We start from the raw sequence: 13,264 nt of genomic DNA on the forward strand, positions 1-13,264 counted from the left end.
CTTACGAATCGAACCCCTGTCCGAAAGTAGACCAATCTGACTTTCTACGAGCGTAGTTTGTGACTAAAGTTTCGGTCCTTAGTTCGCTCACAAACAAACTCCTAATTCCCTAGCTTCATAAATACCCCTTTAGCTCAAAGCTTTGCTAAACTTCGTTTCCCACTTTAATGACACCAGTGATCCAGAGCGTGGGCACCCTGGGCTGATGAGCGGCTATATTAAGCTGCTAATGCAAAATTGTCTTCTGCGTTTATCTTTAATGCATACTTTATTATCGAGGTGACATGCTTGCCTCGGCTCGCTTATCAAACCCATCTTACCCCCGTCGAAGCCAAAACGCCCCCAGGTTAAAAATTAGTTTAACGCGAATATTCAATTTTCACTCTGTGTTGTAATTATATATTATAAAAATTTTTCTGTCAACAATCTTAAATATTGCATTTTATCTATATTTTTCTTTTTAAATAGATACATTGAATTTATCTAAATTAATTCTTTTAATTTCTTAAATTTAGATATATTTAGTCCTATTTTCTCTGATTGTACATAATTATGTTATAATTCTAAAGTAATATTTTTAAGTTCATGGTTTTATAGTTAATCCTTATAAAAATTTCTAATCATGAATTCATTTAATTAAAATTATTACATAATTATAACTAATGAAAGGAGTTTAAAGATTGAAGAAAAAAACTAAAGAAACTGTGATTATAGGCATTGGTCTTGTAGTATTATCATTACTATTACATTATGCACATTATTTAATATTTAAAGATGCTCATCACACATTGATATTTTTATTTGCTGATATAGCTTTTATTCCAATGGAGGTATTCTTTACAACTCTTATTATTGATAGGCTACTTGAAAAAAGAGAGAAAAATCATTTCCTAGAAAAACTTAATATGATGATAGGTCTATTCTATACTGAAATAGGAAGAACTATGCTTGCTGAATTTGTTAAAGGTGATGAAAATATAGGCGAACTTATAAATTCAAATATTTGTGCAAGCAATTGGGATGATAGTTCTTCTAGGAAACTTAAAAACAAAGTAGAAAATCATAACTTTAATTTGAATATAACTAAAGTAAATATAGATACAATAAAAAGCATACTATCAAAAAATAGAGATTTTTTAATGAACTTAATAATTAATGAAAATATTCATGAACATGAAGAATTTACAGATATGCTTATGGCTTTATTACATGTAAAAGAAGAGATTGAATCTAGATACTGTGATAAAATTCAACCTTTTGAATTAGATCATTTGGCTAGCGATATGGCTATAGCATATAAATATTTAACACTTGAATGGTGTGAATACATGAATTATTTAAATAAAAATTATCCAAGGCTTTTTGTGAGAGCTTTAATTGATAATCCATTTGATACTAGAGATAAAAAAGAAAAAGATAAAATTTATCTAATTAAATAATATTAATTATGTCCTATAATTTATAAAACATATTTTTTATTATAGTAGATTTATTCCTATTCAACTGTTCTTCATTATACATAATTTAAAGTTATTATTAGCTATTTTAGTGATATTCAAAATACAAAAATGCACATTGAAGATTGCTTCAATGTGCTCTTTATAAATTAACTTTTTAATTATCTTTATCAGCTGGATATACTACTCCTACTTGTTTCCTTGCTTCTTCAATTACTTCAATAATATCTCTTGATACCTTTAATGAATTAATCTTAGATTCTCTTTCTCCTGATTTAATTAAATTTACAAACTCCTCTACTTCATAGCACATATTTGCTTCTTTATGTTCTAAGGATAAATTCTCTTCTCTTCCATCTCTATATATTATTTTTACATTATTAAATGTATTAATTCTATCTATTATAATGCTTCCTTCTTCTCCTTGTATTTCTGATGGAAGATAGGAATTACTTATTTTAGAGTAAATAACAACTCCCTCCATATCATCATATCCAAAGACAATGCTACCTTCTCCATCTACTCCAGTTTTAAGCATAATTCCATTAGCTTGTACACTATTAGGTTTTCCAAATAGATTAACCATAGGAGCTATACAGTAAACCCCTATATCCATAATTGCTCCATTAGACAATTCATTTTTAAAGGCATTTAATACTTCTCCTGCCTTATACTTATCATACCTTGATGAATATTGACAGTAGCTTGCAAAGTATTTTCTAACCTTTCCTATCTTATATAAATTATCTCTTACTACTTTAAAATTAGGTAAAAGTGTAGTTTTCATTGCTTCCATAAGAAGAACATCATTTTCTTTTGCAGCCTTTATCATTTCATCAACTTCTTTAGTATTTGAAGCAAAGGCCTTTTCTCCTAATACATGCTTCTTATTATTTAAAAATAATATTGCTTGGCTAGCATGCAATGCATTAGGTGATGCAATATAAACTGCATCTATTAAATCACTTTTTGCCATTTCCTCTAAATTAGTAAAAGTATGTTCAATTCCATGCTTTGCTGCATACTCTTTAGCTCTATCTTCACTTCTAGAATAAACAGCAGCAATTTTTGCATCTTTTACTTCTTTGGCACCTTCAATTAGTCTATCTGTAATGAAATTACTTCCTATAACCCCTATTCTAATCATAATTACTCCTTTTTTTAGAAAATTAATATACTCTAATTATAACATATATCACCATCACTTAACTCCAAAAATCACCAAAGAATTTTCCTTATAATATTGCGCATACTAATAATATTCTAAATTGGATTATTAACCTAAGAATTTCTATAAAATTAACTAAGGAGGATTTTTATGAAAAGATTAATGCCTTTATTATCAAGGTTTTTCATTTACATTTTTCTTGTAAGTAACTTTATTTATTTTATATCTACAACTAAAAATACTAATTCTCCATCTTCTGAATTCTTTACAAAACATTATAAATCAATTTATTCTAATGACATTACTGCAAATGTTGGTACTTTTATAACTGATAGAAATGAAAATATTGAGGAAAGTATAGCAAATTTTTTTCAAGATGTATTTACTATAAGAAATGAAGCTTTCCTAAATGGTAATGTAGAAAAACTTTATAAATTTTATGATACTAGTCAAACTTTTAGTGCCTATTCTTTAAAATATGAATTCAAGAGAATTGCCTTCTTAAGAGATTGGGCTAATGTAAAAAATATAACCTTTAAAAATATTCAATCTACTTCAAATATTAAGGATTTAAAAGTAAGTAATGAAACTTATAATTTAACTTTAGGAGAAGTATATAAATTAAATTATTTTTATAATACTGATCCTGAAAAAATTAATACCTTCGAAATAGAATTAATTCATACAATAGAACTTAAAGATACTGGTGATACCTTTATTATAAATAAAGATTACTATGAAGATTATTTTAAAAATTGTCTTAATGATTATGACTTTGATTTAACTGAAAAGAATATTCCTTTAAGTAAAGGTAATATTAAAACTTTTAATTTTAATCTAAAATAAGTATTAGTTAATAGAGTAAGGCTGAATCAAAATATAAAGCTTAATCTTTACACTTGATTCAGCATCTTTTCATTCCCCCAAAATTATTTAATTATAATACATCATTTAATGTATATTTGGAGAATTCATGAAGAAATGCATCTAAGGACTCTCTCATTATTCCTTTGATCTTACATTTAGATCCTATGTACGGACAACAATTTGTTTTATTAAAACATTGTGCTATATTTAAGTTATCTTCAGTTATTTTAATCACTTCTCCTAAGTTTATATCTTGAGGATCTAAACCTAACTTTAACCCACCTGTTCTACCTTTCATAGATATAATTAAATCAGTTTTGGCTAGCTTATGTATTATCTTCTTTAAATGATGTTCTGATATTTCTAAATTTTTTGCTAGCTCTTCTACAGTACAAAGTTTATCTCTGTTTTGTGCTAAATATACTAATGCCCTAAAAGAGTAATCAGTAAATTTGGATAAATACATGGAAACCCCTCTCTTTCGTATAATATTCAATTTGATTAAATTAAAATTTGACGAATATTAAATACATAACTGTTACAATTTAATAAATGGATTATCTCTATTCTATCCAATTTACATTTTATCTTATGCAAAAATATTCCCTTCAAAATTATACTATAAAACAGCCTATAATTCCTTAAAAAAATATATAATTTTTACAGATTTTTAATATTTACAGAAATTTAATATTTCTCTTATTTTATTATTTAAAATAATTAAGGGATACATCAATCAAAATTCATATTGTTTGAGATATCCCTTTAAATATATTATTTACTTAAATATTTATCTATAGCAGCAGCTGCTTTTTTACCAGCTCCCATAGCTAAAATAACTGTTGCTGCCCCTGTTACAGCATCTCCTCCAGCATAAACCCCTTCTTTTGTAGTTAAGCCGTTATCATCAGCAATTATACATTTCCACTTGTTAGTTTCAAGTCCTTTTGTTGTTGATGAAATTAATGGATTTGGAGAGGTTCCAAGAGACATAATAACTGTATCAACATCCATAATATATTCTGAACCTTCTTTAACTACTGGTTTTCTTCTTCCAGATTCATCTGGTTCTCCTAGTTCCATTTCAACGCATTTCATTCCCTTAACCCAACCATTTTCATCTACTAAAATTTCTGTTGGATTAGTTAGTACGTCAAAAATAATTCCCTCTTCCTTAGCATGATGTACTTCTTCAATTCTTGCAGGAAGCTCAGATTCACTTCTTCTATATACTATATGAGTTTCAGAACCTAGTCTTAGTGCAGTTCTTGCTGCATCCATAGCAACATTTCCTCCACCAACTACTGCAACTTTTTTACCAATTTTAACTGGAGTATGGTACTCCTCTTTAAATGCTTTCATTAGGTTAACTCTTGTTAAAAATTCATTTGCAGATAAAACCCCATTTGCATTTTCACCTTTTATTCCCATAAACTTAGGAAGACCTGCTCCTGATCCTATAAATACTGCTTTGAAATCTTCAGCTTCCATAAGTTCATCTATAGTTATTGTTCTACCTATAATTACATTAGTTTCTATTTTAACTCCAAGCTTTTTGATATTTTCAATTTCAGCTTTTACAACGTCATCCTTAGGTAGTCTAAATTCAGGAATACCATATACTAAAACTCCACCTGGTTCATGTAAAGCTTCAAATATAGTTACATCATAACCTTTTTTAGCTAAATCTCCAGCACAAGTTAATCCTGCAGGACCACTACCGATAACTGCTACTTTTATATTCTTTAATTCTTCTCTTTCTGAAAGGTCAACATTATTTTCTCTTGACCAGTCTGCTATAAATCTTTCTAGCTTACCTATAGATACAGGTTCACCTTTTATTCCTAATACACATCTACCTTCACATTGACTTTCTTGAGGGCAAACTCTTCCACATACAGCAGGTAAAGCACTATATTTAGCAACTTCCTTAGCTGAACTTTCAAAGTCTTCATTTTTTATATAAGATATAAAGCTTGGAATATCTATTGATACTGGACACCCATCAACACATTTTGGATTTTTACATCCTAAACACCTACTAGCTTCTTTCACAGCTTCTTCATTTGAATATCCAAGACATACTTCTTCAAAGTTTTTTGCTCTTACTTCTGGAGCTTGTTCTGATACTGGTACTCTTTTCATTCTATCTTGCACTTGTGTACTCATAACTAATCCACCTTACAACCACAACCACCATGATTGTGAGTATCCCCTTCTTCTATTTTTAACTGTGCTCTACCTTCCTCAGTCTTATACATAGCCTGTCTTCTCATAGATTCATCAAAATCTACAAGGTGTCCATCGAATTCTGGCCCATCAACACAAGCAAATTTAACTTTTCCGCCAACAGTAACTCTACATGCACCACACATACCTGTTCCATCTACCATTATTGGATTCAAGCTTACTGTAGTTGGGATGTTAAGTTCCTTAGTTAGCATAGCCATAAATTTCATCATTATCATAGGTCCAATTACTACAGCATGATCATATTTATTACCTTTTTCTTCAACTAAATATTTTAAACAATCAGTAACTCTTCCATTAAATCCATAAGTGCCATCATCAGTTGCTATGTATAAGTTTCCAGCAACCTTTTTAAGCTCATCTTCTAATATTAATAAGTCTTTAGTTCTGCTACCAACGATTACGTCACAATTGATACCATTTTCTTTCATCCATTTAACTTGTGGATATACAGGTGCTGCCCCTACTCCACCTGCTACAAAAATAATATTTTTTTTCTTAAGCTCTTCAATATCTTCGTGGATAAATTCACTAGGTTGTCCTAAAGGCCCTACGAAATCAGCAACATATTCGCCAACTTCAAATCCTGCAAGTTCTTTAGTTCCTCTTCCTACAGCTTGGAAAACTATAGTAACAGTACCTTCCTCTTTATTATAATCAGCTATAGTAAGCGGAATTCTCTCGCCCTTATCATCATTTTTAATTATTATAAATTGACCTGGATTAGCTGATCTTGCAACTCTAGGTGCTTCAATATCCATAAGGTATATGTTATCAGTAAGCTCCCTCTTTTTAACTATTTTATACATAATCGTCCCCCCTGATTTTTATCTTTCTTAATAATGTTATCACTTTTTGAATTTTCATACAATTGATTAATGTATTTTTTTGTATAAATAACCAAAAAAGGTTATCATAAAAAGAATCTAATTCAGTTTAAGATAACCTTAGAATTGAATTTCTATTTAACAAAACTAATTATTATTAAAAATCAACCTTAGTTCCGTAGAATGTACATTCAAATAATTTTTCCATAGTCTTATCATCAATTTCTCTTGGATTAGATCCGGTACATGCATCTAATACTGCATTATGAGAAATAAATTCTAAATTTGCCTTAAAGTCTTCTTCTGTTACTCCGTATTCTTTTACTGTGTGAGGAATATTTAATTCTGTATTTAAATCATTTATTAATTCAATTAATGAATCTGTTAATTCTGCGTCTGTTTCTCCCTTTAATTTTAAAGCCCTAGCTATATCAGCATATCTATCTTCACATTTAACTCTATTATATTGTATTACATATGGTAAGAATATTGCATTTGCACATCCATGTGGAATATGGAATACAGCACCTGTTTTATGTGCCATTGAGTGAACAATTCCAAGTAAAGCATTTGAGAATGCCATTCCTGCTAAGCATTGTGCTTCGTGCATTAAGTTTCTTGCTTCTTCATCACCTTTAAATGAAGCTATTAAATTTTCTCTAACCATTTCTATAGCCTTCATTGCTAATGGATCTGAAAAGTTTGATCTAAGTGATGCAGTGTATGCTTCAATTGCATGTGTTAATGCATCCATTCCAGTATGAGCAACTAATTTAGCTGGCATAGTTTGAGCTAATTCTGGATCTACTATTGCTACATCCGGAGTTATATTAAAGTCAGCTAGAGGATATTTAATCTTTGCTTTGTAATCAGTAATAACTGAAAATGCTGTAACTTCAGTAGCTGTACCACTTGTTGATGGAATTGCTACGAATTTAGCCTTTTGTCTAAGTTCTGGTAATCCAAATGGAACAACTGCTTGTTCAAAAGTAAAATCTGGATATTCGTAGAAAATCCACATTGCTTTAGCAGCATCTATTGGTGATCCACCACCCATAGCAACTATCCAATCTGGCTCAAAGCTTCTCATTTCTTCTGCACCCTTCATAACTGTTTCTACTGATGGGTCTGGTTCAACTCCTTCAAATAGTTTAACTTCCATTCCAGCTTCCTTTAAGTAACTTTCTACTTTATCTAGGAATCCAAAACGTTTCATTGAGCCTCCACCAACTACAACAAATGCTCTTTTTCCTTTTAAATCCTTTAATGCTTCTAATGATCCTTTTCCATGATATAAATCTCTTGGTAATGTAAAACGTGCCATAATGACCTCCAATATTATCTAGAATTTATTTTCTTATTTCAATAAATATAATAAGCAAGAGTCATGCCAAAATGTTTTTTATTTAACAATCCTGTTAAATAATTCACTTTTCTTAGTATCATTGTATTTATCAAAAATATTACTGTCCTAAATTTGAACATCTAATTATATTTATATTGTTAAGTTTTATGACATTGTCTTATTTTTGAACACTATTAGTTTTTAATTTCTATGTTATACTTTTTTATTTTTAAATATAAGGTATTTCTACTTACTCCTAGAGATTTAGCTGTTTTAGTAACATTATAATTATTATATTTTATAGCATTAATAATGGCTTCCTTCTCTATATCTTCTAAATTGAAATTCTCTTCTACTATATTTTTTGATATTATCTCATTATTATTGCTGCTTATATTGAATAATTCTTTCTTTATATCATCACTATCATCTAATATTTCAGATGATAGCTCACCGTTTAAATTCACTATATTTTCTATACAATTTTCCAGTTGTCTTATATTACCTGGCCAATTATAGCTTAATAATTTATTTATTAAGTCATTACTTATATCTGGTATCTCTTTTTCTAACTTCATTGATTTCATACCTAAAAAATACTCTATAAGCATTCTTATATCTCCTTTTCTTTCTCTTAAAGGAGGTAATTTTATTGGAATAACACATAATCTATAATATAAATCTTCTCTAAAAGTTCCTTCTTTAATTTCTTTTTTTAGATTTTTATTAGTAGCTGCAATTACCCTCATATCTACTAGAATTTCTTTACTGCCACCTAATCTTGTTACTCGTCCTTCTTGTAAGACCCTTAAAAGCTTCACTTGCATATCAAGAGGCATGTCCCCTATTTCGTCTAAAAATAATGTTCCTCCATTGGCTAATTCTATTTTTCCTATTCTTCCTCCCTTTTTCCCACCAGTAAAGGTGCCATCTTCATATCCAAATAGTTCACTTTCTATAATATTAGCCGGTATTGCTCCACAGTTTATTGCTACAAACTTATTATTTTTTCTAATACTATAATTATGAATGGATTGTGCTAAAACTTCCTTACCTGTTCCACTTTCTCCTTGAATTAAAACTGTGGATGGACTATTAGCTATAACCTTACAATTTGTAATTACATTTTTTATAGCATGACTTTCTCCAATAATATCATTAAAGGTAAAGAATGCTCCTGTAAAGTCAATTTTCTTATCATTCTCCTTTACTTTTGTTAAAATAGCTACAATTCCAATTACTTTTTCATTATGTTTTATTCCCTTAAGTGTAACTTCTGTCTTATATTTACTATCATGATTTAATTTTATTTCTCTTTTTATTATTTCATTATTATTTGATATTCTATCTACAATATTTTGAAAATTAGGTATTATATAATTTATATCTTCATTTATTAAATTGTTATTCTTCTTTTCTAGAATTTTAAGTCCTAATTCGTTTATATTTATAATTATCCCATGTGTATCTATAATTATAATTCCTTTGTCTACGTTTTCTATAACAGTTTTCATATAGTTATATGTTTGATTTAGTATAAAGTTAGTCTTAATTCTAAATAACTCATTTTCTATTGCAGTTACTCCAAAAATAACTAACCCTAAAGTATGCGGATGTTTCATATTACTTTTCCCAGTTAAATTTAAAGTACCAATTATCTCACCTTTACTATTATGAATTGGAGCCGCTGAGCAAGTTAAACTTTGAAATATAGATATATAATGTTCCTTAGCAGTTATCTGAATACATCTATCTTCTGATATAGCTACTGCCATTGCATTAGTTCCTATATTCTTTTCATCCATATAGGCTCCAACTATTAAGTTTAATTTTTCTAATTCATCTTTGATTTCTTCAGCACCCTTTATATAAAGAATGCATCCATTATTATCTGTTAAAGTTATTATAAAGTCTTTATCCTCAACAGCTTCAAAGACATTATCTATATACGGTTTAGATATTTCTATTAATTCCTTATTTATTTCAAGTACTTTCTTCAGTTCATCATTCCTTAATATTATTTTTGAATGATTTATATCTTTATTTACTCCATAACCTTCACTTCTCTTATGAGACTTCTCAATTAATTTGCTTTTATTTTGCATAGTTACCTCATACCTCTTATGTTACTTTTTATTACAAATATAGTTTACTCCTATATAGATTATTTTTCCATAAAAAAAGTGCAGCTATATAATTTTGCTTATTCCGTCGCATTCGCTCCAAGTCATCGCAAAATTAATAGATGCACTTCAAAACTAAAGGTAATAATTCCTCATTCCTGGGAATTATTAATTTTTATTCCGTAATTTTACTTTTAATTAGTATCTATTAGAGTTTTTTAATTCTCTCTCAATATCTCTCTTATGAGCCTTTTCTAACATAGAATCTCTCTTATCGTAGTTTTTCTTACCTCTACATAATCCAAGAGCTACTTTCACCCTACCATTTTTTAAATATAATGATAACGGAACTAATGTATATCCTTGTTGAGATACTAATCCATTAAATCTAGCTATTTCTTGCTTATGAAGTAAAAGCTTTCTTTCTCTTAATGGATCTACATTAAATATATTTCCTTGCTCATAAGGACTTATATGCATATTTTTTATAACAATTTCTCCACTATCTAAATCTGCATAAGAGTCTTTTAAATTACATTTTCCGCCTCTTATAGATTTAACTTCAGTTCCAACTAAAGCTATCCCAGCTTCTATAGTTTCTTCAACGAAATAATCATGTCTTGCTTTTCTATTTTCAGCTAACGAATTACTATTTTTCTTTCTTACCATACTCTCACCACACATTTTATTATTAATTCTTAAAAACACTATAAAAATGCGAACATTTTTATAATGGATAATTGATAATGCATAATGAATAATTAAGGAAAAAAATCCTTAAGGATTTTTAAATAAAATGTGCTTTACAACAATTCAATTTAAGTTTTGCTGTGCAAAACATCCTTAATTATCCATTATCAATTATGCATTTTTCATTTTAAATTTTGCGAAGCAAAATTTTATAGTTCTTCAATATTATTATCTTCTTCTAATAAGGTAGCCTTTATTTCTACTTTTGCTTCTTGTATCTTTTCGTTTAGTTTTTCACTTGGTAATATTTCTTCTTTAGATTCTTCTTCTACTAAATCGAAGTAAATTTCTCTATTATCTATATCTACTCTAGTACATCTAACCTTTACTTCATCACCTAATCTATAAACCTTCTTAGTTCTTTCTCCAATTAAGCATAAATGAGTTTCATCATAAATATAATAATCATCATCTAATGCTGTAATATGAATTAAACCTTCTATTGTATTTGGAAGTTCTGCAAATAATCCAAAGGAAGTAACAGAAGAAATAATTCCTGAAAACTCTTCTCCAATTCTTTCTTTCATATATTCTGCTTTCTTTAAATCATCAACTTCTCTTTCAGCCTCTTGAGCTAATCTTTCCATTTCAGAAGATTGTTTAGATGCAACTTCTACTATATTAGATAATTTAACTGCTCTTTTTTCATCTATCTTTCCATTTAATTGTTCTTTTATTATCCTATGGATTTGTAAGTCTGGATATCTTCTTATTGGAGATGTAAAGTGGCAATAATACTTAGCTGCAAGGCCAAAGTGACCTACACATTCTGGTGAATATTTAGCTTGCATCATTGAACGTAGTAACAATGTACTAACTACTGTTTCTTCTTTTTTCCCCTTTACTTTGTCTAATATATCTTGAAGAGCTCTTGGATGAGTTTCTTGTCCCCATCTAACTACATATCCTAAATTATATATAAATTCTTTGAACTTTTCTAACTTTTCTTCATCTGGTTCTTCATGAATTCTATATACAAATGGTAAGTTAGTCCAATACATATGTTCTGCAATAGTTTCATTACAAACTAACATAAATTCTTCTATAATTCTATTTGCAATAGCTCTATCATAAGGCTTTATATCTATTGGTTTTCCTAAATCATTTAATATAATTTTTGATTCTTCAAAGTTAAAGTCAATAGCTCCTCTTTTCATTCTCTTTTGGCGAAGAATATTACAAAGCTCTTCCATAGCCTTAAAGTCATCAACTAAGTAATCGTATCTCTTCATAAGCTCTTCATCATTATTTTCAAGAATCTTTGTAACATCTGTATAAGTCATTCTTTCACTAGTTTTTATTACTGTTTCTTCAATTTCATGTTGAATAACCTTACCCTTACTATCTATAATCATGAAACAACTTAAAGCTAATCTATCAACTTTAGGATTTAAGGAACAAATTCCATTTGATAGTTTCTTAGGTAACATCGGAATAACTCTGTCTATTAAATAAACTGATGTAGCTCTTTTTAATGCTTCTCTGTCTAGAGGATTTTTTTCTTTAACATAATGAGATACATCTGCAATATGAACTCCTAGTCTAAACTTACCATTATCAAGTCTTTCTATAGATACAGCATCATCTAAATCTTTAGCATCTTCTCCATCTATTGTTACCATTCGTAAGTTTCTTAAATCTACTCTTCTTTCATATTCTTTTTCTGGAATTTCTTCATCAATATTTTCTGCATAGTTTAGAACTTTATCTGGGAATTCTTCAGGTAATCCATACTTTTTAATAATTGTAAGTATGTCTAAACCTCTATCTCCTTTTTTACCTAAAACTTCTTTAACTATTCCTTCTGGACTTCTTCTCTTATCAGCCCATTTTACTATTTCACAAATTACTAGATCTCCTTCTGTAGCACCATTTCTATCTTTCTTAGATATGAATATATCTTGATTTAATCTAGAATCTTCAGGTACTACAAAGCCAAAGTTTCTACTATCTTCATAGACACCTATTACTTTCTTATTAGCTCTATCTAGTACTTCTTGAACTTCACCTTCACGCTTTTTACCATTAATATCTTCTCTTGTAATTTGAACTAAAACTCTATCTCCATTCATAGCTCCATTCATAGAAGAACTTGGTATAAATACATCTTTTTCTCCTTCAGCATCAGGTATTAAAAATCCAAATCCTTTTTGATGAACTTCAAGTTTACCTGAAACTAATCCAAGTCTTTCTGGTACTCCGAACTTATCTTTTTTAGTCCTAACTATTAAGCCTTCTTTTTCCATAGATTTCAATACTTTTTTAAAAGACTTATATTCATCTGAATTTATATCAAATACAGCCACTAACTCTTGTATATCCATTGGTCTATATGCTTCTTCTCTCATAAAACTTAATAAAGTTTGTTTTATTCCCATCTATCTCACTTCCTTCTTTTATCTTATATAATTTAGTGTTCTATATCTTATTAAAATATTTAATATTACTTCTATATTTTGCCCCATTTAAGTCATAAT

General features: G+C 28.7%; 10 protein-coding genes and 1 other RNA gene. 2 read left to right on the forward strand and 9 right to left on the reverse strand.

Annotation, left to right across the window (positions count from 1 at the left end):
• Window positions 1–4 precede the first annotated feature (4 nt).
• Window positions 5–336, reverse strand: a transfer-messenger RNA (tmRNA) gene (ssrA, locus tag ACQPUY_RS14560).
• Between the two features lie 344 nt (window positions 337–680).
• On the opposite strand from ssrA, the gene ACQPUY_RS14565 reads away from it, so the two are divergent.
• Window positions 681–1,439: a hypothetical protein gene (locus ACQPUY_RS14565; protein WP_430842215.1), complete on the forward strand. Its 759-nt coding sequence runs from the start codon at window positions 681–683 to the stop codon at window positions 1,437–1,439.
• Window positions 1,440–1,614: 175 nt separating this feature from the next.
• On the opposite strand, the gene ACQPUY_RS14570 is transcribed toward ACQPUY_RS14565, so the two are convergent.
• Complete coding sequence (locus tag ACQPUY_RS14570) at window positions 1,615–2,604, reverse strand: Gfo/Idh/MocA family protein (protein ID WP_430842217.1); 990 nt, start codon at window positions 2,602–2,604, stop codon at window positions 1,615–1,617.
• A gap of 171 nt (window positions 2,605–2,775) precedes the next feature.
• On the opposite strand from ACQPUY_RS14570, the gene ACQPUY_RS14575 reads away from it, so the two are divergent.
• The gene (locus ACQPUY_RS14575) at window positions 2,776–3,471 is read left to right on the forward strand and encodes a hypothetical protein (protein WP_430842219.1); all 696 of its coding nucleotides are present in this window, start codon (window positions 2,776–2,778) and stop codon (window positions 3,469–3,471) included.
• A 91-nt stretch (window positions 3,472–3,562) separates the two neighbouring features.
• On the opposite strand, the gene ACQPUY_RS14580 is transcribed toward ACQPUY_RS14575, so the two are convergent.
• The 7 genes from ACQPUY_RS14580 to rnr all read right to left on the reverse strand — a co-directional run bounded on the left by ACQPUY_RS14580 (window position 3,563) and on the right by rnr (window position 13,165).
• Window positions 3,563–3,958: an RrF2 family transcriptional regulator gene (locus ACQPUY_RS14580; protein WP_430842221.1), complete on the reverse strand. Its 396-nt coding sequence runs from the start codon at window positions 3,956–3,958 to the stop codon at window positions 3,563–3,565.
• Between the two features lie 308 nt (window positions 3,959–4,266).
• Complete coding sequence (gltA, locus tag ACQPUY_RS14585) at window positions 4,267–5,661, reverse strand: NADPH-dependent glutamate synthase (protein ID WP_430842223.1); 1,395 nt, start codon at window positions 5,659–5,661, stop codon at window positions 4,267–4,269.
• A 2-nt stretch (window positions 5,662–5,663) separates the two neighbouring features.
• Window positions 5,664–6,551 (reverse strand): sulfide/dihydroorotate dehydrogenase-like FAD/NAD-binding protein, encoded by an 888-nt coding sequence (locus ACQPUY_RS14590; RefSeq protein WP_430842225.1) that lies wholly within the window; start codon window positions 6,549–6,551, stop codon window positions 5,664–5,666.
• 175 nt (window positions 6,552–6,726) lie between these two features.
• Complete coding sequence (locus ACQPUY_RS14595; protein ID WP_430842227.1) at window positions 6,727–7,893, reverse strand: iron-containing alcohol dehydrogenase; 1,167 nt, start codon at window positions 7,891–7,893, stop codon at window positions 6,727–6,729.
• Window positions 7,894–8,108: 215 nt separating this feature from the next.
• The gene (locus tag ACQPUY_RS14600) at window positions 8,109–10,019 is read right to left on the reverse strand and encodes a sigma-54-dependent Fis family transcriptional regulator (RefSeq protein WP_430842229.1); all 1,911 of its coding nucleotides are present in this window, start codon (window positions 10,017–10,019) and stop codon (window positions 8,109–8,111) included.
• A 216-nt stretch (window positions 10,020–10,235) separates the two neighbouring features.
• Window positions 10,236–10,706: an SsrA-binding protein SmpB gene (gene smpB / locus ACQPUY_RS14605; RefSeq protein ID WP_430842231.1), complete on the reverse strand. Its 471-nt coding sequence runs from the start codon at window positions 10,704–10,706 to the stop codon at window positions 10,236–10,238.
• Between the two features lie 230 nt (window positions 10,707–10,936).
• Window positions 10,937–13,165 carry a ribonuclease R gene (gene rnr, locus ACQPUY_RS14610; RefSeq protein WP_430842233.1) on the reverse strand — a complete coding sequence of 743 codons (2,229 nt, stop codon included), beginning with the start codon at window positions 13,163–13,165 and terminating at the stop codon, window positions 10,937–10,939.
• Window positions 13,166–13,264 lie beyond the last annotated feature (99 nt).

It is taken from the genome of Clostridium nigeriense, from assembly GCF_050585245.1.
Lineage (GTDB): Bacteria > Bacillota > Clostridia > Clostridiales > Clostridiaceae > Clostridium > Clostridium nigeriense_A.